Genomic DNA, 23,460 nt, shown 5'->3' with positions numbered 1-23,460 from the left:
GCCAAAAGCGCCCACTCTGCAAAAAACCATTGGCACCCCATGAAGGGTGCCTGCGTTGGTTCGGCTCCGTGCGTGTTACTTCACGTCTTTCCAGAAGGCCGCATTGAGCCTCCAGGCAATCAGGGTGAAAACGCCCAGGAAAATCAGCACCCAGACGCCCACGCGCTTGCGTGTGTTTTGCGCGGGTTCGCCCATCCACTGCATGTAGTTCACCAGGTCACCCACGGTCTGGTCATACTGAAGCGGGGTCATGAGGCCAGGCTTGACCTGTTCCCAACCCTTGAAGACCTGGGTCTTGTGACCATGGCTTTCATGCTCCTCGAAGACCGGACGCCGGTCGCCCTGCAACTCCCACAACACATGGGGCATTCCCACGTTGGGAAACACGAGGTTGTTCCAGCCTGTGGGCTTGGTGTCGTCACGGTAGTACGTGCGCAGGTAGGTGTAAAGGTAGTCAGCACCCGAGCCGCCAGCACCCGCCCGCGAACGGGCAATCACTGTCAGGTCGGGAGGATTGGCACCGAACCATACCTTCGCCTGTTTGGGGTCAATGGCTGCCTTCATGGTCTCGCCGACCTTGTCGGTCGTGAACAGCAGGTTGTCCTTGACCTGCTGGTCGGTCAATCCGATGTCCTTGAGCCGATTGAACCGCATGAAGGCTGCAGAGTGGCAGTTCAGGCAGTAGTTGACGAATACCTTGGCGCCATTTTGCAAGGAGGCCAGATCGTTCGTCTTGACTGGCGCCTTGTCCAGCGGAATGCCACCGCCGGCGGCCAGTGCAGAGCCGGCAGCAAAACCCAGGGCGGCCACCAGCGTGAGGATGATTTTCTTCATTGTTGTTCTCTCCTGGGCTCAGTGCGCCACAAAGGTCACGCGGTCAGGCACGGGCTTCGGCTCGCCGATACGGCTCCACCAGGGCATCAGCAGGAAGAACCCGAAATAGAACAGCGTACCCACCTGCGACACTCGCTCACCAATGGGGGAAGGAGGCTGAACACCCAAATAGCCCAGGATCAGGAAGATGATCACAAATACGGCATACAGGTACTTGTGCCAGTCGGGGCGGTAACGGATCGACTTGACCGGGCTGTGGTCCAGCCAGGGCAGGAAGAACAGGATGATCACGGCACCACCCATCACCACCACGCCCCAGAACTTGGCGTCAATCGACAGCATCAGCACGATGGCGACAGCCGCAGCGCCCACAATGCCTGCCTTGACGAAGCTCGGCAATTTGGCCTTGAACACCCCGAAAGCAGCACCGGCAACCACACACAGGACCAGCACGTACATCATTTCCGTGGTGATCGCGCGCAGCATCGAGTAGAACGGCGTGAAGTACCAGACTGGCGCAATGTGCAGCGGCGTCACCAGCGGGTCAGCCGGGATGAAGTTGTTGTACTCCAGGAAGTAGCCACCAAACTCGGGCGCGAAGAACACCACGGCCGTGAACGCCATCAGGAACATGCTCAGCGCGAAGATGTCGTGCACCGTGTAGTAGGGGTGGAACGGCACGCCATCAAGCGGCTTGCCATTGGCATCCTTGGGCGCCTTGGGGCCCTTGATCTCCACGCCATCGGGGTTGTTGGAACCCACGTCGTGCAGCGCCAGCAAGTGGGCCACCACCAGACCCAGCAGCACCAGCGGCACAGCGATCACGTGGAAGCTGAAGAAGCGGTTCAGCGTGGCATCACCCACCACGAAGTCGCCACGGATCAACAGAGCCAGATCGGGGCCGATGAACGGAATGGCGGCAAACAGGTTCACGATCACCTGGGCGCCCCAGTACGACATCTGGCCCCAGGGCAGCAGGTAACCCATGAAGGCCTCGGCCATCAGGCACAGGAAGATGGCGCAGCCAAAAATCCAGACCAGCTCACGCGGCTTGCGGTAGCTGCCGTAGATGAGCCCACGGAACATGTGCAGATAGACCACCACAAAGAAGGCCGAGGCCCCTGTGGAGTGCATGTAGCGGATCAGCCAACCCCAGGGCACATCACGCATGATGTACTCGACCGAAGCAAACGCCAGGTTGGCGTCGGGCTTGTAGTGCATGACCAGGAAGATGCCGGTCACGATCTGGATCACCAGCACCACCAGTGCCAGCGAGCCGAAGATGTACCAGAAGTTGAAGTTCTTCGGAGCGTAGTACTCCGACATGTGCACGCGATAGGCGTCAAACGCGGTCGGGAAGCGGTTCTCGAACCAGTTCGTGACCTTGGCGCCTGCCGACGCGTTGGGGGAGATTTCCTTGAATTCAGCCATGTCGATATACCTCAGGCCTTCTTGTCTTCGCCGATCAACAGCACCGTGTCGGACAGATACATGTGCGGCGGCACTTCCAGGTTGTCAGGCGCCGGCTTGTTTTTGAAGACCCGGCCGGCCACGTCGAACGTGGAACCATGGCAGGCGCAGAGGAATCCACCGTGCCAGTCGTCCGGCAGCGATGGCTGGGGACCGGTCTGAAACTTGTCCCCGGGCGAGCAGCCCAGATGGGTGCAAATGCCAACACCCACGAACACTTCGGGCTTGATCGAGCGATGCTGGTTCTTGGCGTACTCCGGCGTGGGGTACGTATTGCGATCCGACTTGGGATCGGCCAGCTGGGACTCGGTCTGAGCGAGAGACTCGAGCTGCTGGGGGGTGCGCTTGAGGATCCACACCGGTTTGCCGCGCCATTCAACGGTCAGCTTTTCACCGGGCTGCAAGGTGGAGATATCCACCTCCACAGCGGCACCGGCCGCTCTGGCTTTTTCCGAAGGCTGGAAACTACTGACGAAAGGCACTGCTACGGCCACTCCGCCAGCGGCACCGGCACATCCGGACGCAATCAGCCACGTCCTTTTACTGGTGTCGACTGGTGTGTCACTCATGGGGATCCTCGGTAAACATCGCTATTGTTGGGTCAACCGCGAATTGTAGCGGAGTGAAAATGGTTATTTCAATGTGAAGGACTGGCTTGACAGTGGCCCAAGTCGGGCAATACTCCGGCATCACCATCTACACAAGGAGCACAACATGGGGATGATGCAGGAGTTCAGGGAGTTTGCGGTCAAGGGAAATGTGGTTGACCTGGCGGTAGGTGTGATCATCGGCGCTGCATTCAGCAAGATCGTGGATTCGGTGGTGTCCGACCTGATCATGCCGGTGGTGGGGCTGGTCTTTGGCAAGCTCGACTTTTCCAACCTCTTCGTGGTGCTCGGCACGGTTCCACCGGGCACGGCCATGACCCTGGACGCCCTGAAAAAAGCAGGCGTGCCGGTGTTTGCCTATGGCAACTTCCTGACGGTGGCCGTCAACTTCTTCATCCTGGCGTTCATCATCTTTGTGATGATCAAGCAGATCAACCGCATGAAGCGCGAGGCCCCGCCGCCCGCCCCGGCAGCGCCCGCCGCCGCCCCGGAAGACATTGTCCTGCTGCGGGAAATCAGGGACAGCCTCAAGAAATAGCCTCTTGACCCCGCGTGTCCAGCGGTCAGCGGCACGCGGCCTCAGGCCGAAAGCGCGCGCGCCATGCGCACGGCCTCCACCAGGCTTGCGGCATCGGCCACGCCTTGCCCGGCGATGTCGAACGCTGTGCCATGGTCCGGGCTGGTGCGAACCAGGGGCAGGCCCAGCGTCACGTTCACCCCTTTGTCCACACCCAGGTACTTGACCGGAATCAGCCCCTGGTCGTGGTACATCGCGATGACCACGTCAAATTCGCCCGCGCGGCCCGGTGCACGGCGTGCCCGCATGAACACCGTATCGGGCGCAATGGGCCCGTGCACATCCAGCCCCTGTGCGCGCGCCGCAGCGAGGGCAGGGGCGATCACCTCGACCTCTTCACTGCCGAACAGGCCTCCTTCTCCGGCATGGGGATTGAGCCCCGCCACCGCAATGCGCGGCGGTCGGCCCAGGCTGCGGACCAGGGCGGCGTGCGTGATCTGCAGCGTCTGCAAGATGTTCTCCGTCGTGACCGCAGCAATGGCATCGCGCAGTGACATGTGGATGCTGACCAGCACGGTCCGCAGCTCGTCGCTGGCCAGCATCATGCGCACAGGCATTTGCGCCAGCGCCACACCCTGGTGTACAGCTGCCTCAGCCTGCAACAGCTCGGTGTGCCCGGGAAACGCCACGCAGGCGGCCGCCAAAGCCTCCTTGTGCAGGGGCGCCGTGACCAATCCCGCCACCTCGCCCCGCAGTGCTGCGCGCGCCGCCCACACCACGCAGTCGGCAGCGGCCCGTCCAGCATCGGCGCTGATCTGCCCCCAGGGCTGCGGCCCCGCAATCCCCGCCAACTGCAGGACGGGGATGCAGCGGGGGGGCACGCCCCGCACATCGGCCGGGCTCGCGATCTGTGCCACGGGCACCGTCGGAACGCCCGGCCGCACGATGGCTTGCCCGGCACGCCGCAGTGTGGCCACATCGCCCACCACGAAACAGCCCCGCAAAGCGTCTGGCGCGTCGCGAAATGCCTTGGCGACGATTTCAGGGCCAATGCCTGCGGAGTCTCCCTGGGTGATGGCTAAGGGATGCATGGTGGTTGGTTCAAAGCAAAATCGGGCTCCAGCGCTTTCTGGATAAGCGCCAATAGCTATACTATTAATAGCAAACGACGTGGCACAGGGCCCACTCAGGCGGGGTTGTCGATCTCGATGAACTCGTGGGCCAGGCCGAACTGATGGGCCACCTGCGCCGCCACCGCGGGCGCGCCATAGCGCTCGGTCGCATGGTGGCCGGCAGCAATGAACCCCACGCCGGTCTCGCGGGCCAGGTGCGCCTGGGGTTCGGATATTTCCCCGGTCACAAACACCTCGGCGCCCGCTGCAATTGCCGCCTCAAAGTACCCCTGCGCCCCGCCCGTGCACCAGGCTACGCGGCGAACGGGCCGCTGCGCTGCAGCACCGTCGGGCGGCACCCAGGTCACGGTGCGGCCGAGCGATTGGGCCACATGGTCTGCAAGCGCCTGCCCGTGGGCAAACGCGGCAGGTGCGGCAAAGCCCAGATCCTGATCGCCAAACCGCGCATCGGGCGTCAGCCCCAGGACGCGGCCGAGCTGTGCGTTGTTGCCCAGCTCGGGGTGGGCATCGAGCGGCAGGTGGTAGGCAAACAGATTGATGTCATGCGCCAGCAGCAACTGGAGCCGTTGTTTCATCCACCCCGTCACACGGCCATCCTGTCCGCGCCAGAACAGGCCATGGTGCACAAAGATCGCATCAGCCCGCGCTGCAATGGCCGCCTCGATCAGCGCGCGGCTGGCCGTCACGCCGCTCACGACACGGGAAATATCGGCCTTGCCTTCCACCTGCAGCCCGTTGGGGCCGTAGTCCTTGAAACGCTCGGGTTGCAACAGGCCATCGAAAGCCTGCAGGAGTTCAGTACGGGAAATGCTCATGCCCGTATTGTCGCTGCCGCCCCATGTAAAAAGGCGCCACCAGGGCGCCTTGGCGTCGCAGCGAGCCCTGGCCCGCCTGCCAGGTTCCCGAGCGCACCAGGGAAGGCTCACATCCGCTCTACCGGTAGAGCACCTGCGGCAGCCACAGGCCAATGGCCGGGAACTGGTACAGCAGCACAATGGCCAGAACCTGAATACCCATGAACGGCAACATACCCGCAAAGATCTGGTTCAGCGTCACGTGTTTGGGCGCAACGCCTTTCAGATAGAACGCGCTCATCGCCACCGGCGGGCTCAGGAAGGCAGTCTGCAGGTTCAGCGCCACCAGCAGCCCGAAGAACAGCGGGTCCACCCCGAAGTTGTCCAGCAGCGGGATGAAGATGGGCATGAAGATCACGATGATCTCCGTCCACTCCAGCGGCCAGCCCAAGATGAAGATGATGACCTGCGAGAGCACGAGGAACTGGGTCTTGGTGAGGTTCATGCCCAGCACCCACTGCTCGACCAGCTCCTGCCCCCCCAGCAGCGCGAAGGCGGCCGAGAAAATCGCAGAGCCGACAAACAGCCAGCAGACCATGGCGCTGGTCTTGGCCGTGAGAAACACAGACTCCTTGACCACATTGAAGGTGAGCTGCCGGTAGGCCGCCGCCAGCACAAAGCCGCCGAAGGCACCCACGGCTGCCGCCTCCGTGGGTGTTGCCAGGCCAAACACAATGGAGCCCAGCACGGCAAGGATCAGGATCAGCAACGGGAAGAAGCTCGACAGCAGCATCTTGAAGACTTCCAGTCGCGCGTAGCTCAGGATGGCGTAGAACACCACCAGCGCCACGGCACCCACACCCAGCCCGATCCAGAACCCGGTAGACGCCGGTTTGGTGGTGGCAGCGGGCGCATCCCCATTGTTCCCTGCAACCCCTGCTGCTGCAGGCGGCTCTGCGGTGCCCGGATTGGCAGCATCGTTGGCCGCCGCTTCAGCACCCGGAGGCTCTGCCACGGCATCGGCCCCGGCGGGTTCGGCCACCTCGTCATCGGCGGGTGGTTCTGCCAGCCCGGAGCCTTCCGGCTCGGCCAGGCCGGAGCCCGACGTGGCGGCGTCTTCCGAACCCGCACCCATCGCCTGCAGCTCGGTATACGCCTCTTCGACCACCACGCGGGTGGCGCTCTGGTAGCTGCCGACCGCGACCACCGCAAAGAGCACCGCCGGCAGCAATGCAATGCCCAGCTGTCCCAGCAGGTAGCCCGTGGACACCCCCTGGTTGCGACGGCCCTTGAGGGCGTTGACCAGGCTGCCCGGCGCCCAGCCGTTCGCTGTGGCGCCGATGGCCCGCAGACCGGCCGGCAACGGCACGACGCGTTGCTCGGCCGTGAGCGGCGGCGCCCAGTCGGGCTTGAGCTTGGCCATGATGATCACGTACAGGATGTACAGCCCCGCCAGCATGATCCCGGGAAAGAACGCCCCCGCATACAGCTGCACGACAGACACACCCGCGGTGGCGCCATACACGATGAGAAGCACCGACGGAGGAATCAGGATACCCAGGCAACCCCCGGCCGTGATGACGCCGGCCGACAGGCGCACGTCATAGCCAGCGCGCAGCATCTGCGGCAAGGCCAGCAGCCCCATCAGCGTGACCACCGCCCCCACGATGCCCGTGGCGGTCGCAAACACGGCACAGGTGACCAGCGTGGCCACCCCGAGCGATCCGGGCACCCGCGCCAGCGAAAGGTGCAGGCTGCGAAACAGCTTCTCGATGAGGTTGGCACGCTCGACGAGGTAGCCCATGAACACGAACAGTGGAATGGAGATGAGCACATCGTTGCCCATTACCGAGAAAGCACGCTGCACCATGAGGTCCAGCGTCTGCTTGAGCGCTCCCGCCGCCGACTGGTCCCCCGAGTGGTAGGCAAAGAATGCAAACAGCATGCCCATGCCCATGAGGGTAAAAGCGGTGGGAAACCCCAGCATGATGGCCACCACCACCAGCGACAGCATGAGCAGCCCGTAGTGGCCATTGGTCATCCGCTCGACGCTGAACACCATCGCAAGCGCCGCGCAGATGATCAGCGCCATCAGCGTGAAGCCGAAATACAGTTCCTTGCGGATCTTCATCACTGGCCACCTTTCTGAACCACCAGGCGGTCGAGTGCGTCAATGTCGGAATCCTTGACATGCACCATCTGCTTGAGCTTGTCGACGTCCACCTCCTCCACATCTTCCTCGCGCCGGGGCCACTGCCCGGTCTGGATGCAGATCACGCAGCGGATGATTTCCACGATGCCCTGCAGCAATAGGAAGGCCCCTGCCAGCGGAACCACAAACTTGAAGGGATACACCGGAATCGGATCGGCATTGAAAGTTTGCTCGCGCATGGCCAGAGAGTCCTGAAAGAAGTACCAGCCGGCATAAGTCAGTGCAATGATGCCGGGCAGGAAGAAAACGATGTACAGGATCAGATCGACCCAGGCCTGCGTGCGCGGTGCAAAAAAGCCATAGAGCACGTCACCCCGGACATGACCGCTTTTGGCCAGGGTGTAGGCACCAGCGGTCATGAAGAGCACGCCATACAGCATGATCTGGGCGTCGAGCACCCACGCATGTGGCTTGTTCAGCACATACCGGGAGAAAACCTCCCAGGTGATCAGCAGAGTAAGGCCGACCACACTCCAGGCGCAGGCCTTGCCGAACCAGGTGGAGATCCGGTCAACGGTGAGCAGTAGTTTTTGCATGACTTGTCTATCTCGGGACACAAAAAAAGGCGCCTTGAGGCCGTTGCCTGCAGGCGCCCTGTTTCACTGACGTGGCTCAACCCTTCTTGGCACCCCTGCCGAAATAGTGGTTGTAGGCCATCTTGAAGTCCACCATGTAATCGTTCTGCCACTGGCCCGCACGCTGTGCGAATGCCTTTTGCGAATCCAGGATCTTCTTGAACAGCGGGTTTTCGCCACCCTTCTTGGCGATGATCTTGTCCCACGCACCCAGCTGGGCACGCAAGATGGCATCCGGGGTTTTGTAGAACTTGACACCCTGCTTCTTGAGCTCTTCATAGTCCTTGGAATTGCGCTCGATCGCCTTCCAGCTCATGTCGGCACTGGCGGCCTGCACGGCATAGTCCACGATGGCCTTGAGCTCGGCGGGCAGCGCATTGAGCTTGGTCTTGTTGAACAGGATTTCAAACTGCTCACCGCTTTGGTGGAAGCTCTGCAGCATGCAGTTTTTGACCACGTCAGGGAAGCCCAGCACGCGGTCGGACGAGGCATTGTTGAACTCGGCGCCATCAATCAGGCCACGGTCGAGTGCCGGCACAATTTCGCCACCGGGCAGCGGATTCACGGCCGCACCCATGTCGGTGAACATGTCCACGGCCAGACCCACGGTGCGGAACTTCACACCCTTCATGTCCTCGACCTTGGCGATCGGCTTCTTGAACCATCCCAGTGGCTGCGAGGGCATGGGCCCGTACAGGTACGACACCACATCCAGATTCAGGCTTGCGTAGATTTCTTCCAGTAGTGCCTTGCCGCCGCCGTAGTTGTGCCAGGCCAGCACCATGTTGGGATCCATGCCGAACGCAGGGCCTGAGCCCCACAGCGCCAGGGCCGAGTTCTTGCCATAGTGGTACGCCACCACGCCGTGCCCGCCATCGAGCGTGCCCTTGCCCACTGCTTCGAGGAGCTGGAACGCGGGCACCACTGCGCCTGCGGGCAACACCTCGATCTTCAGGCGGCCGCTGGCCATGTCGTTGACCTTTTTCGCGAAGTCTTGTGCGTACTCGTGAAAAATGTCTTTCGCAGGCCAGGTGCTCTGAAAGCGCAGGCTGGTCGTGGTCTGTGCCGTGGCGACCATGGGGGCGCTCAGGGCGCCCGCTGCGACAGCGGCTCCCTTGAGCAGGTTGCGACGGCGCGGGGTGTTGCTATGCGTCATGAATGTCTCCGGAAGGTTGATACGCAATCTGTTGTTGCGATTTCATTGTCGGCATCGCCCGCTGCGGCCCTACAGGGTTTACACCATCCGGCGTATGACGAAACCGGCGGCGACGGTGTAAAAAATTTCAAGAAGCCAGATCTGACAAAACCCTGACGCAGAAGCCCCCCACAAAGCCCACGTACCGCAGGCCGTTCAGCGACAATCGTTGCCAGACCGCCCCTGGCACCTGCGCGTGCCACGCCCCATTCCAGAGTCCATCACATCCATGAAGCGCATTTGGCTACTCTTTTCGCAGGCCGTGACGGTGTTCGTCGCAGCCTACTTTGTCGTTGCAACCCTGCAGCCCAGCTGGCTGGGGCGGGGGGCAGCCACGCGCTCTGGCGCCGGCATCGCGCTGCTGGAGGCCCCTCCGGCCAGCCCCGGCCAGCAGCCGGTTGCCGGCAGCTTCAGCGCCGCGGCCCGCCAGGCCTCTCCCGCCGTGGTCAGCATCAACACGAGCAAAGCGGTGCGCCACCCGCGCAGCAATGACCCGTGGTTCCAGTTCTTCTTTGGCGACCAGGGTCAGCAGGCCCAGGCGGGCCTGGGCAGCGGCGTCATCGTGAGCCCCGATGGCTACATCCTCACCAACAACCACGTGGTGGAAGGCGCTGATGAAATTGAAGTCACGCTGACCGACAGCCGCCGCGCCCGTGCCACCGTGATCGGCACCGACCCCGATACGGACCTGGCCATCCTCAAGATTGACCTGGACAAGCTGCCAGTCATCGTGCTGGGCAATTCCGATGCCCTGGCCGTCGGCGATCAGGTGCTGGCCATCGGCAATCCGTTCGGCGTAGGCCAGACCGTGACGAGCGGTATTGTGAGCGCGCTGGGCCGCACGCAACTGGGCATCAACACCTTTGAGAACTTCATCCAGACGGACGCCGCCATCAACCCCGGCAATTCGGGCGGCGCGCTGGTGGATGTGAATGGCAATCTCATGGGCATCAACACCGCCATCTATTCCCGCTCCGGCGGGAGCATGGGGATTGGCTTTGCAATCCCTGTCTCCACGGCCCGGATGGTGCTGGACGGCATCGTGAAGGACGGCCAGGTCACGCGCGGGTGGATCGGCGTGGAGCCCAACGAACTCTCACCCGAGCTGGCCGAAACCTTTGGAGTGAAGGCCACGCAAGGGGTCATCATCACCGGCGTGCTGCAGGACGGCCCCGCCGCGCTGGCGGGCATGCGCCCGGGCGATGTGATCGTGCGCGTGCAGGGCAAGGACGTCGGCAACGTGTCTGAACTGCTGACCGCCGTGGCGGGCCTCAAGCCAGGGATTGCCGCCCCCTTCAACCTGCAGCGTGGCGACAGGATGGTGGAGCTTCAGATCAGCCCCGGGGTGCGCCCCCGGCCCCAACGCAACATCCGGCGGTAACGCGCCCTGCAGCCCCTGCGGATTCGCAAGCGCCGCGGGGGCGCGTCACGTCTTTTTTCCGGGGATTAGCGGCGGCGGTTCCAATGGCGGGACACACGCCACCCTGCTCTTGGCTCTTGGCGCACAGCGCCCGCTAGCTATTATTAATGCAGCTATCAGCGCTTATCACACAAGCGCTGCAGGCCATTTTGGCTTGAAAATTCCGATCAGGAGGCCGATGCGGACTCTTCCTGGTCTTCGGGCGCTTTGGTGTGCTTGATGAAAATCTGCGCGGCCCAGATGCCCACCTCATACAGCAGGCACATGGGAATCGCAAGCGAGAGCTGGGAGACAACGTCCGGCGGCGTGACGATGGCGGCGATCACGAATGCCAGAACAATGAAGTAACCGCGAAACTCGCGCAGCTTTTCCACGCTGACCACGCCCATGCGCGCCAGAACCACCACCGCGATCGGCACCTCAAACGCCAGACCAAAGGCCAAGAACATGGACAGCACGAAGCTCAGATACGCCTCGATGTCTGGCGCCGCGGTGATGCTTTTGGGCGCAAAGCTCTGGATGAAGGCAAACACCTGGCCAAACACCAGAAAATAACAGAAGGCCACACCCACAAAAAACAGCAACGTGCTGGAGATCACCAGCGGCAGCACCAGCTTTTTCTCATGCGAATACAGACCGGGTGCCACGAAGGCCCACACCTGCCAAAGCACAAAAGGCAATGCCAGCAGGAAGGCCGACATCAGCAGGATCTTGAGCGGCACCATGAACGGAGAGATCACCGACGTGGCAATCAAGGTCGCCCCTTTGGGCAGGTGCGCCACCAGCGGCGCCGCCAGAAAATCGTACAGCGCGCCAGGGCCGGGGAAGAAGAACAGGATCGCCGCCGCAATGGCAATGGCAATGATGGCCTTGACCATCCGGTCGCGCAGCTCCATCAGGTGCTGCACGAACGGCTGCTCGCTACCGGCCAGCTCGTCTTCTTTGGAAGGGGTTTCGGACATGTTGGGTCTTCGTGGGCGTCAGGGCCGCCCAGGCAGCACGCGCAGCGCTGGTGGCTGCCGCATCAGTGGAATTTACGGGGACGAAAGCGTGCCACACGGGCCGCACCGGACTGGGCCTTGGTGCGCACACCGCTTCGCGCCTTGTACCACTGCGGCACCGCACCGCGCTTGAGGCGCCAGTTCTTGCCTGGGTGTTTGTAGGCCGGCACAACGCCGGTCGGCTCTTGCAGGGCGGCACTGGCGCCATCAGTGGCCTCGGCCCAGTCTTTTTCAAACTCGCTGGCGCTGGTCTGGATGGAGCTTTGCACGTCGCGCGCCGCGTTCTCGACCGTGTCCTTCATTTTCTTGAGCTCGTCGAGCTCCATGGACCGGTTGACCTCGGACTTGACGTCGGCCACATAGCGCTGGGCCTTGCCCAGGAGTGTGCCCACAGTGCGCGCCACGCGCGGGAGCTTTTCCGGCCCGATGACAATAAGAGCCACCGCGCCGATCAGCGCCATCTTGGAGAGGCCAATATCAATCATCGGTCAGGCGCACACCGTGCACAGGCAAGCCACAGCGGCCCGCTCAGCTCTTTTGCTTGGCTTCGACATCGATGGTGGTCTTGTCAGCGGCCTGGCTGTTGGCAACCTGGCCGGCAGGGGGCGTGGCAGGCGTATCGGCGGATCCGTCCTTCATGCCGTCCTTGAAGCCCTTGACGGCGCCTCCGAGATCGGAGCCCATGTTCTTGAGCTTCTTGGTGCCGAACACCATGACGACGATCAGCAGCACGATCAGCCAGTGCCAGATGGAAAAAGAGCCCATGGAATATCTCCTAACGAATTGCAATCATTTTAGACGGGGGGCGTGACAGGAGTTCACCGCCACCTCAGAACCGCGGGAATCTCCCTGCACCACCCGTCAGCCTGGTTCAGCCTTTGAGCCAAGGGCGCGGGCCACCCATCACATGCACATGCAGATGATGGATCTCCTGCCCCCCTTCAAGCCCCGTGTTTACCACGATGCGAAAGCCACCTGCCGGATACGGGTTGCAGCCTTGTTCCACGGCCAGCCGGGGTGCCAGCGCCATCATGCGCCCCAGAACGCCCGCATGTTCTGCGGTGACCTGTGCCATCGAAGGGATATGCAGCTTGGGCACCATCAAAAAGTGCACCGGCGCCCAGGGATGGATGTCGTGGAAGGCGAAAATTTCTTCATCTTCATAGACCTTCTTCGAAGGAATCTGGCCCGCGATGATTTTGCAGAAGAGGCAGTTCGGATCGTGCATGGTGAGGAGAGAAGAAACGAAAGGCGACAAGCCGGTTGCGGCAGCGAGGCCACCCAAGGCTCACGCATTGTCAGCGATCTTGATGGTGGGCCGCACGCCCACGTCCTGGCGGTGCGCCTGCAGCCAGCTCTGCCCCGCCGTGCGGCCCAGCTCAAACAGCTTGCGCACAAACGCCATGTCCGCGCGGGTCTTGCTGTCTGCGCCAAAAGGGGCCAGCACGGCGCCGCCGTCGATGCGGTGCATGCGCACGCTCTTGTAGCGGCGTGCGTCAAGCTTGCCCTCGGCCAGCAGGCGGCGCACGAACTCGATGGCACGCAGTTCGGCCAGCAGGCTGGCGTTGAAGGTGACCTCGTTCATGCGCTCCATGATTTCGGGGCCCGAATGGGGGAGATCCAGATGTTCGATGGGGTTGATCTGCACGAGCAGAATGTCCGAGGTCTCGGTCTGGTAGATCAGCGGGTGCAAGGCCGGGTTGCCCGAGTACCCGCCGTCCCAGTAGTGCTGGCCGTCGATCTCTACTGCCTTGAACAGCAGCGGCAGGCAGGCCGAGGCCATCACCGCGTCCGCACTGAGCCGCGGCCCCGAGAAGATCTCCCCCCGCCCGGTGCGCACATTGGTGGCACACACAAACACCTTGGGCCCGCCGCCTGCGGCGCTTGCGCGGTGTGCGGCGCACAGCAAGTCGAAATCCACCTCGCGTTCCAGCAGGCGGCGCAAGGGGTTGATGTTGAGCGGGTTCGTCTGATAGGGCGAAAGCCACTGGCGCATCATGCCCATCATCGGGTTCGCAGCCGACAGCGGCGAACCCCACATCAGACTGCCCAGCGTGCCCACGCCTTCCCAAAGACGTGTCAGCGTTTCCCGGGCGATGGCGCAGCCCGCGAGATGCGCGTCGTGCGGGTCTTTGTTCTGCTGCGCCGCTGCGGCAAAGCCGTGGGCCAGGGCCACGGCGTTCATGGCGCCAGCGCTGGTTCCGCTCACTCCGTCAAACTGCCACTGGCCGTCCTCCAGCAAGGCGTCGAGCACACCCCAGGTCAGCGCCCCGTGGGAACCGCCGCCCTGCAAGGCCAGGTTCAGCCGCCGCAACGATGGCGCAGCAGGCTCAGGCATCCACCGCCTGGTTCTTGCTCATGGCCAGCATGCCACGCACGATGCGGTACAGGAACCAGATCGAAATCAGAATCCATGCAGGGTTGAAGAGGAACAACCCCAGCAGGAAGAACGGGAACGTTACCAGGTACAGGACGCCCGCCCAGATGACGGACCGGATACGCCATGAAAAATGATTGGCCTGCCAGGTGCCCTCGGCATCGCTGCGTTTGACCAGATCGATCACCAGGGCAATGACCAGCAGCAGTGCGCTGGCCTGCGCGCCCGGCAGCACGGCGCCCACCGCCACGATGAGGTGCAGCACATAGCTGATCCAGCCAATGTTCTTGAGACCCTGGGCCTTTTGCTCCTTGCTCTGCACATCGATGATGTCGTTCATGCGGACCCTTCCTCGGTGGAACGCGCAACGGCCTTGCGCAAGGCTTTTTCCTCGATCCCGCTGGTGCCCTCGCGGCGCTCCAGCTCGGTCAGTACATCGGCAGGCGTGAGGCCATAGTGGGCGAGCGCCACCAGGGAATGGAACCACAGGTCGGCCACTTCGTACACCAGCTTGGACCTGTCGGCACCGTGGTCCACGTCCTTGGCGGCCATCACCACTTCCGTGGCTTCTTCGCCAATCTTTTTCAGGAAGGCGTCCGGCCCCTTGTGCAGAAGGCGGGTGACATAGCTCTTGTCCGGATCGCCGCCATTGGCAGGCTTGCGGCTTTCGATGACGGCGGCCAGGCGCGCCAGGGAATCGTTGGAACTCATGGTCTTGTCGTCCATTGCCATTACTTGTAGATGGATTCCGGGTCTTTCAAGACCGGATCGACCGCGTGCCAGGCCCCGTCCTTGAGAACGCTGAAAAAGCAACTGTGGCGGCCCGTGTGGCAGGCAATGCCGGGCTCGTGGCCCTGTTGGGTGACCTTGAGCAGCACCACATCGTTGTCGCAATCGAGGCGGATTTCGTGCACCGTTTGCACGTGGCCGGACTCTTCGCCCTTGAACCACAGCTTCTTGCGCGATCGGCTGAAGTACACGGCACGGCCCAGCTCAGCCGTCTTCGCAAGGGCCTCGCGGTTCATCCAGGCAAACATCAGCACGTCGCCCGTACCCTGCTCCTGCGCAATCACGGGCACCAGGCCCTGCGCGTCCCATTTCACTTCGTTGAGCCAGTTCATGGGCGGGATTGTCCGTGATTTGGGTGACAGGTCCTGTCAAGCGAAACCAGATTTCAAACCAAACACGGCTCCAGCGCTTTACAGGAAAGCGCCGACAGCTATCAAATAAATAGTGTTTTGGAGGCGCTACATCCGTACGGGAATACCGCGTTCGGCCATGCGCTGCTTGGCCTGGCCCACCGTGTATTCGCCATAGTGAAAGATGCTGGCAGCCAGCACCGCGTCAGCGCCGCCGATCTGGATGCCGTCGGCCAGGTGGTCGAGGTGGCCCACGCCGCCGGAGGCGATCACGGGCACGCTCACGGCGTCGCTCACGGCGCGGGTCAGCTCCAGGTCAAAGCCCGCCTTGGTGCCGTCGCGGTCCATGCTGGTCAGCAGGATTTCCCCTGCGCCGCGCTGCGCCATCTCGGTGGCCCAGGCAACCGCGTCCAGGCCCGTGTTCTTGCGGCCGCCGTGGCTGTACACGTCCCAGCCTGCGCCCACGGGCTGGCCGTTGACACCGAGGCGCAGGGCGTCTTCGGCCGAGCGGCGCTTGGCGTCGATGGCCACCACGATGCATTGCGCGCCGTACTTTGCCGACGCGGCATTGATCACATCGGGGTTGGCAATGGCGGCCGAGTTGAAGCTGGTCTTGTCTGCACCGGCATTGAGCAGGCGGCGCACGTCGTCGACGGTGCGCACGCCGCCGCCCACGGTAAGCGGAATGAACACCTGGCTGGCCACGGCCTCGATGATGTGCAGGATCAGATCGCGCCCATCGCTGGTGGCGGTGATGTCCAGAAACGTGAGTTCATCGGCGCCCTGGGCGTTGTAGCGCGCGGCGATCTCCACCGGGTCGCCCGCGTCGCGCAGTTCAACAAAATTGACGCCCTTGACCACGCGGCCTCCGGTGACGTCAAGGCAGGGGATGATGCGTTTTGCAAGCATGAATGAGGCTCTACAGGCGAATCGGGATGGGGCGACAAGATACCATGCACGGCCAGGTGCCGCCCTGCACCGGGTTCAATCGAGTGTGCGGGCTACTCCGTTCTGCCAACGCCATACATCGGCACACATCCGATCCACGCCATGGCGGGCGCTCCACCCCAGCAACTGCCGGGCAAGCGTCGGGTCGGCCCAGCACTGCGCGACGTCACCCGGCCGCCGCCCCGTCACCTGGTAAGGCACCGGCCGACCGCTGGCCCGTTCAAAACTGTGCACCATCTCCAGGACCGACACAGGCTTGCCGGTACCCAGGTTGACCGTGAGCAATCCGGCATGTCCGCGCAGATAGCGCAAAGCGGCAACATGGCCTTCCGCGAGGTCGCACACGTGGATGTAGTCCCGCACGCCGGTCCCATCGGGGGTGCCATAGTCGTTGCCATACACGTTCAGGCAGGCGCGCTCCCCTGCTGCTACCTGCGCGACGTACGGCATCAGGTTGCCCGGCTCTCCCTGTGGATCCTCGCCGATGACCCCGCTTTCGTGCGCTCCCACCGGGTTGAAGTAGCGCAGCCGTGCAATCCGCCACCGCCCAGGCTGCGCGGCATCGAGGTCGGCCAGCATCTGTTCCATCATGAGCTTGCTCCATCCATAGGGATTGGTCGCAGACAACGGAAAGTCTTCGCGGATGGGCACTGATGCAGGATCGCCGTACACCGTCGCGGAGGAAGAAAAAACGAGGGTTTGCACGCCTGCAGCCTGCATCGCCCGCAGCAGGGTCAACGTGCCGGAGACATTGTTGTCGTAATAGCGCAACGGTTCCCGCACGGATTCGCCCACCGCCTTGAGCGCCGCAAAGTGGATGACGCCATCCACAGGGTGTTCAGCAAAAACACGCGCCAGCGCCCGCTCGTCGCGCACATCCGCCTCTACACACAGCGGCGCGGCCCCGGTGATACGCCCAATGCGCTCTATCACTGAGCGGCGGCTGTTCGCGAAGTTGTCCAAAATGAGGTAGGGCACACCCGCCTGGGCCAGCGCCACGCAGGTGTGCGAACCTATAAAACCTGCGCCACCGGTTACAAGAATCATTCGACTGCCCACTCCCAAAAAAATACCCAAATCAAGGCGCTGGCGCGTCTCAAGCCAGCAAGCGCCGGGTCCGCTGCCGGGCGCCCACACAATACGCAGTCCACCGAAAATGCGCAAACGCATTCTCCAGGATATCGGCGGCTTCCATGGAGATGCCCCAACCCTCCAACAAAACCATTCACATGACTGCAGATACGTCGACGCTTGAGCCTCTCGGAGCTACTCCCACGGCCTTCTTTGCGCACGCCGAACGCATGGTGATCCTGCGCCCCTCGGGGGAACGCGCGCACGATGAGGCAGACGGCGTCGCGCTGCCGTCCTGGGAAGCAATTCTCGGCACCGGACTGGTCCCGCTGGGCTTCTATCTGGACGGCTGGACATCTGCCGATCAAGCCGATCTGGCAGAAAAAGTGCGAAGCAGCATGTGGTGGGATCGCCCGGTGGTGGTAGCTTCCGGCGGCGCCTCGCCGCCGCCCTTGGCCGATGCAGCCGCCACCTATGCACAAGCCCGCTCGATGAGCGAGCGGGCGCTGGCCGTACGGCGCAGTTTTAAAAGGGATCCCACAACACTGCATTTTGATGAGCGCGTGTTGTTGTTTCTCTACCTGCGCGACACCGCTGAACTCCAACCGTTGCTCGATCGGCTAAGTGCGCAGCTTTACCGCTATCCCATGGTAGAGGCCCTGGCGCGCGATGGCGATGATGCGGCCCGCTGCCTCGCAACGCTCACGCGCCGCAGGCTCCTGGAACCTGCGCTGTTGATTGACCGGACCCGCCATTGCCGCACCTGCGCCAGCGCGCACCTGCACTACCTGGACGTGTGCCCGCACTGCTCCAGCATACATATCGGCAAGTCGGCTTCGCTGCATTGTTTCTCGTGTGGTCACGTGGGTCCGGAGGCGGTATTCCATAACGACGGGGCGCTGGTGTGCCCCAAGTGCAGCACGGCCTTGCGGCATATCGGCGTTGACTATGACCGCCCTCTCACCCAGTACGCCTGTGGCAGCTGTCACCACGTTTTCATGGAAACCAGCGTTATTGCACGCTGCCTTGACTGCGCAACGGTGGCTGAGCCCGATGCTCTCGACATGCGAGAGGTCGCCACATTACGGCTCGCCCCGCATGGTCGCGCCGCCTTGCGTGCGGGCCAGATCCAGGAGTCCTTTGCGGCGCTGGACACCGCCAACTACGTCGAGCCCCCGTACTTTCGCCGACTGGTTGACTGGACACTTGCCACACACGTGCGCCACAAAGAAATGCGGTTTGCGCTGATTCTGGTGGAGTTCCAGAACGCCACCGGGCTGATTGAGCAGCATGGAGCCGCACGGGTGTTCCTGATGCTGGATGAATTCGCCCGCCGCCTGCACGAGTTGCTGCGAACCTCTGACATTACGACCCGGACGCATGAAGAGCGTCTGTGGCTTCTGCTGCCGTTTTCCTCACCCGAAGGTTTGGCGGCGCGGCTTGAGAAAGCTCTGGTATCCGAGGATCTCGCTGCAGATGGATCGGCGCTGCAGGCGCGGATACGATATCTGCAGGTGCCCGGCGATCTGCGCCCCGGCGACAACGCAGCGCAACTGATGAACCGCCTTGAGGGCAGCGACTGAACGCATGTGGGAGCAGATAGTATTCTCGTTTCAGACGCTGTTTGCCAGCTCCAGCTCGCAGACTTGGCTGGAACTTGCTTTGAAGTTCTTTCCCTTCGTAGTGCTGCTGGAGGCGCCGTTCTACATTCTGGTCACTGCCGGCATGGTGCGATACGGGCTGCGCGAGCACCGGCCTGATCGGCAGCGCGAGCGGTATCCGCGCGTTTCGTGCCTGATCACGTGCTACTCGGAGGGCGAGGACGTGCGCAAGACCATTGAGTCCCTGGCGCACCAGCTGTATCCCGGCGTCATAGAGATCATCGCCATCGTTGACGGGGCCATACAAAACCGCCCCACGCTGGTGGCGGCGCGCAACGCCCGGACATTGCTGCGCGCCGCTCCCCGTCGCCAGCTGGTGGTGTTGCCCAAATGGCAACGCGGTGGCCGGGTCTCTTCGCTCAACGCCGGCCTGTCCGTGGCCACAGGTGAGATCGTGATGGCGCTGGACGGAGACACTTCGTTCGACAACGACATGGTGCGCAATGCCACCCGCCATTTTGATGATCCTGGTGTGGTGGCAGTCGCAGGGAACCTGCGCGTGCGCAATGCCAAACGGTCGCTGGCCACGCGCATGCAGGCGCTGGAATACCTGCTGTCGATCGCGGCCGGTAAAACGGGGTTGTCGGAGTTCAACCTGGTCAACAACATCTCCGGCGCGTTTGGCGTGTTTCGCACGCAGTTCATCCGCAACCTGGGAGGGTGGGACGCGGGCACAGCCGAAGACCTGGACATGACTACGCGCATCAAGCAGTACTTCGGTCGCCACCCCGGCCTTCGCATCGTGTTTGAGCCGCACGCCGTCGGACACACCGATGCACCCGACTCCTGGCGCATCTTCTTTCGCCAGCGGCTGCGCTGGGACGGCGACATGTTCTACATCTTCATTCGCAAGTTCCGGTTCAACCTACGCCCCAGGCTGCTGGGTTGGCGCAATTTCCTGTTCGTGGTCGTCAACGGCTTGCTGATGCAGCTCGTGATGCCTTTTATGATCGTCGGCTACACCGGCGTCATGCTGTTCACGCTGCCGGTGGGCGCAGTGCTGGGCGTCCTTGGCTTCATTTATCTCGCGTATCTGGCGTCCCTCCTTTTTTACTTCCTGCTCTACATCGTGGCCGTCTCAGAGCGGCCCGCGGACGATCTGGTGTACCTTGCCTTCCTGCCCCTGTTCCCCCTGTTTGCATTTGTCAATCGTGTGCACTGCTCTTTTTCCATCCTCCAGGAAATTTTCCTGAAGTCGCATCTGGACTCGTCCATGGCGCCTTGGTGGGTTCTTCGAAAAACCAAATTCTGAGATGTCCGGATACCTATCAAGACACGTGCGTCTGGCCTTGGCCTTGCCGCTGGCAGTGGCGCTGGGACTGACGCTCGCGGCGGCAAGCCCGTTGGCAGCCTCCTCAGGGGCTGGCTCTCCAGGCACCGGCGGTTCCCTTTCAGAGCTGGAGACCCTTGCGCGCGTGGCTGCCCCCCTGGTCAGGTTGGCACAAGCGGAACTGGATGTGGCGGGGCACCGCAATGACGCGGCCAGGGCCGGCCAGGGAGCACGGCTGTTCGGGGGGGGCGGACTGAACGTAGCGCGCGAAGCAGTGACCGACACGCTCAGCCGCGACTACCGACGCCTGAATGCCCAACTGGGTGTGCGCTGGCCTCTGCTGGGAAGCCGCAATGCGCAGGTGCGCAGTCTGCGCGAGGCAGAACTGGCCGCTGCCCAAGGCCAGCAGCGATTGCGCCAAGCACGCTCGGATGCAGTGCAGACTGTGCGAAGAGCCTATGTGCGACAAGTGCGCACTACACAGAGGTTGCAGATCGCCCAGGTTTTCCTGGATATGCGCCCCCGGGCGACGGCCCAGCTGGACTCCCGCCACAGATCCGGTTTGATGCTTGAGGCCGAAAGGCTCAAACTGCTGGGGCTGTTCGATGCGGTGCAGATCGCCAGCAACAACCAGCTTGCCCAGCAAGCCTTGAATCTCAGCGAACTTTCGCGGCTCACCGGCCAGCATCCACAGGTGGTCCAAACGCAGCCCATGGTGTGGCCAGAAACCTGCCGCAGCGCCGATACGCTGCTGGCAAGTGCCGACGAGAGCCCGGCCATTGCCCTGGCGCAGCTGGAACTCAACACATGGGGACAGATCGCGGACACCCTGAAGCACACCGGGCTGGAGGCCAGCATTTCCTTGGCGCAGGGGTTAACGCACGACATCGGCGGGCCCAACGGGCGCAACACCGCAGTGGCGATTGACTTTTCGATGCCCTTGCAATGGCGCGCCCAGCGGGACGCTGCCTTGGGGCAGATCCAGGGCGAACGCACACGGCTTGAAAACCTGCTGCAGGTACGCCGCGGCGAGTTTCATGCATTGGCAGAGCAGCAGCTCGTCCAGTGGCAACTGCGTCAAGCCGAATTGGCAGGTCTGGTCCGCAGGCTTGAGGCCGCGCACGAGGCGGTCCGCGTTGCCTCGCGACGCCTGGAAGCCTTTGATGGCGACGGATATGCCTCGCTCTTGACTGCACGCCACGAGCTTTATCAGGCATCCATCCAGGTCATCGATGGCGCAGAACGCCGCGACCTGGCCCAGCTGGATCTGCTGGCCTTGGCCCCGGAGAGCTGCGGCTCGGCGATCCCTGCTGCGCAGGATGAAGGTTCTGCCGTGTTGTCGACACTGCCCGCCGGGTTTGCCGCGGCAGCCAAGGCGGCCCCAGCCCCGGACGCCGTGGGCTGGTACGCATGGGAAGGGCAGGCGCTTGTGGAGCGCCCCAGCCGCTTGCACGCGCTGCCCTCGGGCAGCACGCGGGTCTTGATCTCCTTCACGGCAGTGCAACTGCACCGGCTGACACTTCCTTCTGAAAAAAACAGGCTCTTGCAGCTGCTCGCCAAGGCCAGGTCCCTGGGGATTCGCGTGGAGCTGCTGCTGGGCGAGCCCGCCTGGGTACTGCCCGCGCACCGGCAGGATCTGCTGGATTTGCTGGCCCGATTGCGCGCCCTCCCCTTCGACGGATTGAATCTTGACCTGGAGCGCAGCCAATTGCCCTCCGCCGACCAACCGCTCTGGGACGACGCAGTCGTCGAGACTCTGCAAGCCGTACGCGCCGCCGTGCCTTGGCCATTGGGCCTGACCACACACTACCGGGAGCTGCAGTCGCCCGATTTCGCTCAGCGCATTGCTGCCGCTGGTGTCTCGGAACTGGTGGCCATGATCTACGTAAGCAATCCAGTGCGCGCGACCGACATCGCACGACCCCTTCTCCAGGGCCCCGTCGGACTGCGGCTGGCGTTGGCACAAAGCATGGAATCCACGTTGCCCCCGGAGGAAAGCAGCTATTCGGTGGGCAAAGCAGCGGCACTGCAACGCTGGCGCCAACTGGCGAAATCACTGGAAGGGCAGCCTGGATTCAGCGGCGTTCTGATCCAGTCGCTGGAAGAGTTCAATAGGGCACGACCTTGAAAATTCAGTTCGACAAACCCCCGGGCTCAGCCCAGGAAACCAACGGCCTGTCCGTGCGCTATGCCGCGTCCAAACGAGCGGTGCCGCGTTGGCGCTGGTATTTGCTGCTGGCCATGGTGCTCACCCCGCCAGCCTACCTGCTGACCCGGTTCACGGTGGCGTACTGGTGGGAGACCTCACCTGCCATCGTGATGACCGAACAAGTGGTGGTGCGTGCCCGGGCGGCCGGTCAGGTCAAACACGTCGCGCAGCCAGGCGCTTTGGTGCGCGCCGGAGAGCCTGTCATCGCTCTGGAGGGCGCAGCAGCGCCTCGCCAGAATCCTCCGGCAACACCTGCTCCTGCACCAGCCCGTGACCGATCCAACCCCATGGTGGCAATGATCGCGAGCCGCCAGGCCATGTTTGATGAGGCCCTGCGCCTGGCCCAAAGCCAGCTCGCACTGCAACAGGAACGCCTGCGCACCATGCAGGCGCTGCGCGCCGAAGGAGCGGCGACGCGCCAGGAATTGGACAACGCACGCATCCAGGAAATGCAGGCGCAGGCTGTGGCAGTGCGTGCGAGCACTGATGCGAGGGAAAACAGGGCCCAGCTGGTACGCGAGCAGGCCAGGACCCCTGACGAACCGCCCGACACCCCCGCGCCCCGCGCGGTCGAGGATTCAACCACAGAGGATGGGGATGTGAGAGCACCCTTCGATGCCGTGGTGGTGCGCCAGTTCGTGCACCAGGGCGAATGGGTCGCGCCCGGTGCCGACATAGCGGTACTGCAAGGGCCAGCCCCCGCGATGGTCCACGCCTACTTGCCGCCCGACCAGGCACGCTATGCGCAAGTGGGGCGCAAAGCCACACTGCGCTTCATGGACGGGGGGCGCATTCGCGCCGAAGTGGCTGACGTCATCGCAGAAGCCGAGCGCACCCCCGCAGAGCGAACGTCACCTCTGGCCCCACGCATGCCGTCGATTGTCGTGCGTTTGCGCCCTGTCGAACCTCTGCCGCCGTCCTACCGCATTCACTACCTGCCGCTGGATGTGCGCTTCGACTGGGTATGGGACTGGGCGCCTTGAGGAAAGTCGCAGCTTCAGACCGACGACTACCCTGAGCGTGCCG

Annotated in this window: 24 protein-coding genes; 6 read left to right on the top strand and 18 right to left on the bottom strand. The window is 63.0% G+C overall.

From position 1 onward, the window contains the following. Positions 1 to 75: 75 nt before the first annotated feature. From AAFF19_RS05905 to petA, 3 genes are read right to left on the bottom strand one after another with little or no spacing between them, the layout of a single operon-like run. Complete coding sequence (locus AAFF19_RS05905; protein WP_342721493.1) at positions 76 to 834, bottom strand: cytochrome c1; 759 nt, start codon at positions 832 to 834, stop codon at positions 76 to 78. A gap of 18 nt (positions 835 to 852) precedes the next feature. Continuing rightward, on the bottom strand, positions 853 to 2,265 hold the full coding sequence (locus tag AAFF19_RS05900; RefSeq protein WP_008905161.1) for a cytochrome bc complex cytochrome b subunit: 1,413 nt from the start codon (positions 2,263 to 2,265) through the stop codon (positions 853 to 855). A gap of 11 nt (positions 2,266 to 2,276) precedes the next feature. Further along, positions 2,277 to 2,873, bottom strand: a complete 597-nt coding sequence (gene petA / locus AAFF19_RS05895) for a ubiquinol-cytochrome c reductase iron-sulfur subunit (protein ID WP_034694248.1) — start codon at positions 2,871 to 2,873, stop codon at positions 2,277 to 2,279. Between the two features lie 145 nt (positions 2,874 to 3,018). Between petA and mscL the strand changes: the two genes are divergently transcribed. Next, a complete protein-coding gene (mscL, locus tag AAFF19_RS05890; RefSeq protein WP_182118234.1) occupies positions 3,019 to 3,450 on the top strand; it encodes a large conductance mechanosensitive channel protein MscL in 432 nt (143 codons plus the stop codon). Between the two features lie 41 nt (positions 3,451 to 3,491). On the opposite strand, the gene pdxA is transcribed toward mscL, so the two are convergent. The 5 genes from pdxA to AAFF19_RS05865 all read right to left on the bottom strand — a co-directional run bounded on the left by pdxA (position 3,492) and on the right by AAFF19_RS05865 (position 9,299). After that, positions 3,492 to 4,520 carry a 4-hydroxythreonine-4-phosphate dehydrogenase PdxA gene (gene pdxA, locus AAFF19_RS05885; RefSeq protein ID WP_342721492.1) on the bottom strand — a complete coding sequence of 343 codons (1,029 nt, stop codon included), beginning with the start codon at positions 4,518 to 4,520 and terminating at the stop codon, positions 3,492 to 3,494. Between the two features lie 95 nt (positions 4,521 to 4,615). Further along, positions 4,616 to 5,377: a Nif3-like dinuclear metal center hexameric protein gene (locus tag AAFF19_RS05880; RefSeq protein WP_182118232.1), complete on the bottom strand. Its 762-nt coding sequence runs from the start codon at positions 5,375 to 5,377 to the stop codon at positions 4,616 to 4,618. A 118-nt stretch (positions 5,378 to 5,495) separates the two neighbouring features. Continuing rightward, on the bottom strand, positions 5,496 to 7,487 hold the full coding sequence (locus AAFF19_RS05875; RefSeq protein WP_342721491.1) for a TRAP transporter large permease subunit: 1,992 nt from the start codon (positions 7,485 to 7,487) through the stop codon (positions 5,496 to 5,498). Further along, positions 7,487 to 8,104, bottom strand: a complete 618-nt coding sequence (locus tag AAFF19_RS05870) for a TRAP transporter small permease subunit (RefSeq protein ID WP_008905167.1) — start codon at positions 8,102 to 8,104, stop codon at positions 7,487 to 7,489. Before AAFF19_RS05870 ends, AAFF19_RS05875 begins: the two co-directional genes overlap by 1 nt. Positions 8,105 to 8,180: 76 nt before the next feature. Continuing rightward, positions 8,181 to 9,299, bottom strand: coding sequence for a TRAP transporter substrate-binding protein (locus AAFF19_RS05865; RefSeq protein WP_342721490.1), 1,119 nt, complete (start codon positions 9,297 to 9,299; stop codon positions 8,181 to 8,183). 268 nt (positions 9,300 to 9,567) lie between these two features. On the opposite strand from AAFF19_RS05865, the gene AAFF19_RS05860 reads away from it, so the two are divergent. Continuing rightward, the gene (locus AAFF19_RS05860; protein ID WP_008905170.1) at positions 9,568 to 10,719 is read left to right on the top strand and encodes a trypsin-like peptidase domain-containing protein; all 1,152 of its coding nucleotides are present in this window, start codon (positions 9,568 to 9,570) and stop codon (positions 10,717 to 10,719) included. 206 nt (positions 10,720 to 10,925) lie between these two features. Here AAFF19_RS05860 and tatC read toward each other — a convergent pair whose 3' ends face one another. The 10 genes from tatC to galE form a co-directional block, all read right to left on the bottom strand. After that, on the bottom strand, positions 10,926 to 11,720 hold the full coding sequence (tatC, locus tag AAFF19_RS05855; protein WP_008905171.1) for a twin-arginine translocase subunit TatC: 795 nt from the start codon (positions 11,718 to 11,720) through the stop codon (positions 10,926 to 10,928). A 62-nt stretch (positions 11,721 to 11,782) separates the two neighbouring features. After that, positions 11,783 to 12,244, bottom strand: a complete 462-nt coding sequence (gene tatB / locus AAFF19_RS05850; protein ID WP_008905172.1) for a Sec-independent protein translocase protein TatB — start codon at positions 12,242 to 12,244, stop codon at positions 11,783 to 11,785. A gap of 43 nt (positions 12,245 to 12,287) precedes the next feature. Then, positions 12,288 to 12,524, bottom strand: a complete 237-nt coding sequence (gene tatA, locus AAFF19_RS05845; protein ID WP_008905173.1) for a Sec-independent protein translocase subunit TatA — start codon at positions 12,522 to 12,524, stop codon at positions 12,288 to 12,290. A gap of 106 nt (positions 12,525 to 12,630) precedes the next feature. After that, positions 12,631 to 12,987: a histidine triad nucleotide-binding protein gene (locus AAFF19_RS05840; RefSeq protein WP_182118230.1), complete on the bottom strand. Its 357-nt coding sequence runs from the start codon at positions 12,985 to 12,987 to the stop codon at positions 12,631 to 12,633. Positions 12,988 to 13,047: 60 nt separating this feature from the next. After that, entirely contained in the window at positions 13,048 to 14,097 is a 1,050-nt protein-coding gene (locus AAFF19_RS05835) for a patatin-like phospholipase family protein (RefSeq protein WP_008905175.1), read from the bottom strand. After that, positions 14,090 to 14,476 (bottom strand): membrane protein, encoded by a 387-nt coding sequence (locus tag AAFF19_RS05830; RefSeq protein WP_008905176.1) that lies wholly within the window; start codon positions 14,474 to 14,476, stop codon positions 14,090 to 14,092. The genes AAFF19_RS05835 and AAFF19_RS05830 overlap by 8 nt, the downstream gene beginning before the upstream one ends. Next, entirely contained in the window at positions 14,473 to 14,847 is a 375-nt protein-coding gene (locus AAFF19_RS05825; protein WP_034694368.1) for a phosphoribosyl-ATP diphosphatase, read from the bottom strand. Before AAFF19_RS05825 ends, AAFF19_RS05830 begins: the two co-directional genes overlap by 4 nt. 20 nt (positions 14,848 to 14,867) lie before the next feature. Further along, on the bottom strand, positions 14,868 to 15,266 hold the full coding sequence (gene hisI, locus AAFF19_RS05820) for a phosphoribosyl-AMP cyclohydrolase (protein WP_085942562.1): 399 nt from the start codon (positions 15,264 to 15,266) through the stop codon (positions 14,868 to 14,870). A 117-nt stretch (positions 15,267 to 15,383) separates the two neighbouring features. Continuing rightward, positions 15,384 to 16,184 (bottom strand): imidazole glycerol phosphate synthase subunit HisF, encoded by an 801-nt coding sequence (gene hisF, locus AAFF19_RS05815; RefSeq protein WP_182118229.1) that lies wholly within the window; start codon positions 16,182 to 16,184, stop codon positions 15,384 to 15,386. A gap of 75 nt (positions 16,185 to 16,259) precedes the next feature. After that, on the bottom strand, positions 16,260 to 17,270 hold the full coding sequence (gene galE / locus AAFF19_RS05810) for a UDP-glucose 4-epimerase GalE (protein WP_182118228.1): 1,011 nt from the start codon (positions 17,268 to 17,270) through the stop codon (positions 16,260 to 16,262). Between the two features lie 146 nt (positions 17,271 to 17,416). Between galE and AAFF19_RS05805 the strand changes: the two genes are divergently transcribed. The 4 genes from AAFF19_RS05805 (at position 17,417) to AAFF19_RS05790 (ending at position 23,417) form a co-directional block, all read left to right on the top strand. Then, positions 17,417 to 18,877, top strand: a complete 1,461-nt coding sequence (locus AAFF19_RS05805; protein ID WP_182118227.1) for a diguanylate cyclase — start codon at positions 17,417 to 17,419, stop codon at positions 18,875 to 18,877. Between the two features lie 79 nt (positions 18,878 to 18,956). Then, positions 18,957 to 20,207: a glycosyltransferase gene (locus AAFF19_RS05800; RefSeq protein ID WP_246330682.1), complete on the top strand. Its 1,251-nt coding sequence runs from the start codon at positions 18,957 to 18,959 to the stop codon at positions 20,205 to 20,207. 1 nt (position 20,208) lies between these two features. Continuing rightward, a complete protein-coding gene (locus AAFF19_RS05795) occupies positions 20,209 to 22,353 on the top strand; it encodes a TolC family protein (protein WP_342721488.1) in 2,145 nt (714 codons plus the stop codon). Continuing rightward, positions 22,350 to 23,417 carry an HlyD family efflux transporter periplasmic adaptor subunit gene (locus AAFF19_RS05790; protein WP_182118226.1) on the top strand — a complete coding sequence of 356 codons (1,068 nt, stop codon included), beginning with the start codon at positions 22,350 to 22,352 and terminating at the stop codon, positions 23,415 to 23,417. The genes AAFF19_RS05795 and AAFF19_RS05790 overlap by 4 nt, the downstream gene beginning before the upstream one ends. Positions 23,418 to 23,460: the final 43 nt, after the last annotated feature.

Origin of the sequence: Acidovorax sp. FHTAMBA (assembly GCF_038958875.1) — a bacterium.
Lineage (GTDB): Bacteria > Pseudomonadota > Gammaproteobacteria > Burkholderiales > Burkholderiaceae_C > Acidovorax.
The sequence above is the reverse complement of the archived record's forward strand: the minus strand, read 5'-3'. Positions and strand labels throughout refer to the sequence as shown.

Excerpts from the sequence above, each read along its gene's own strand:
- hisF (WP_182118229.1), bottom strand. The coding sequence starts at position 16,184 with ATGCTTGCAAAACGCATCATCCCCTGCCTTGACGTCACCGGAGGCCGC.
- pdxA (WP_342721492.1), bottom strand. The coding sequence starts at position 4,520 with ATGCATCCCTTAGCCATCACCCAGGGAGACTCCGCAGGCATTGGCCCT.
- AAFF19_RS05875 (WP_342721491.1), bottom strand. The coding sequence starts at position 7,487 with ATGAAGATCCGCAAGGAACTGTATTTCGGCTTCACGCTGATGGCGCTG.
- galE (WP_182118228.1), bottom strand. The coding sequence starts at position 17,270 with ATGATTCTTGTAACCGGTGGCGCAGGTTTTATAGGTTCGCACACCTGC.
- AAFF19_RS05805 (WP_182118227.1), top strand. The coding sequence starts at position 17,417 with ATGGAGATGCCCCAACCCTCCAACAAAACCATTCACATGACTGCAGAT.
- AAFF19_RS05865 (WP_342721490.1), bottom strand. The coding sequence starts at position 9,299 with ATGACGCATAGCAACACCCCGCGCCGTCGCAACCTGCTCAAGGGAGCC.
- tatB (WP_008905172.1), bottom strand. The coding sequence starts at position 12,244 with ATGATTGATATTGGCCTCTCCAAGATGGCGCTGATCGGCGCGGTGGCT.
- tatC (WP_008905171.1), bottom strand. The coding sequence starts at position 11,720 with ATGTCCGAAACCCCTTCCAAAGAAGACGAGCTGGCCGGTAGCGAGCAG.
- AAFF19_RS05870 (WP_008905167.1), bottom strand. The coding sequence starts at position 8,104 with ATGCAAAAACTACTGCTCACCGTTGACCGGATCTCCACCTGGTTCGGC.
- AAFF19_RS05830 (WP_008905176.1), bottom strand. The coding sequence starts at position 14,476 with ATGAACGACATCATCGATGTGCAGAGCAAGGAGCAAAAGGCCCAGGGT.
- AAFF19_RS05905 (WP_342721493.1), bottom strand. The coding sequence starts at position 834 with ATGAAGAAAATCATCCTCACGCTGGTGGCCGCCCTGGGTTTTGCTGCC.
- mscL (WP_182118234.1), top strand. The coding sequence starts at position 3,019 with ATGGGGATGATGCAGGAGTTCAGGGAGTTTGCGGTCAAGGGAAATGTG.
- AAFF19_RS05840 (WP_182118230.1), bottom strand. The coding sequence starts at position 12,987 with ATGCACGATCCGAACTGCCTCTTCTGCAAAATCATCGCGGGCCAGATT.
- AAFF19_RS05795 (WP_342721488.1), top strand. The coding sequence starts at position 20,209 with ATGTCCGGATACCTATCAAGACACGTGCGTCTGGCCTTGGCCTTGCCG.
- tatA (WP_008905173.1), bottom strand. The coding sequence starts at position 12,524 with ATGGGCTCTTTTTCCATCTGGCACTGGCTGATCGTGCTGCTGATCGTC.
- petA (WP_034694248.1), bottom strand. The coding sequence starts at position 2,873 with ATGAGTGACACACCAGTCGACACCAGTAAAAGGACGTGGCTGATTGCG.
- AAFF19_RS05900 (WP_008905161.1), bottom strand. The coding sequence starts at position 2,265 with ATGGCTGAATTCAAGGAAATCTCCCCCAACGCGTCGGCAGGCGCCAAG.
- AAFF19_RS05860 (WP_008905170.1), top strand. The coding sequence starts at position 9,568 with ATGAAGCGCATTTGGCTACTCTTTTCGCAGGCCGTGACGGTGTTCGTC.
- AAFF19_RS05825 (WP_034694368.1), bottom strand. The coding sequence starts at position 14,847 with ATGAGTTCCAACGATTCCCTGGCGCGCCTGGCCGCCGTCATCGAAAGC.
- AAFF19_RS05835 (WP_008905175.1), bottom strand. The coding sequence starts at position 14,097 with ATGCCTGAGCCTGCTGCGCCATCGTTGCGGCGGCTGAACCTGGCCTTG.
- AAFF19_RS05880 (WP_182118232.1), bottom strand. The coding sequence starts at position 5,377 with ATGAGCATTTCCCGTACTGAACTCCTGCAGGCTTTCGATGGCCTGTTG.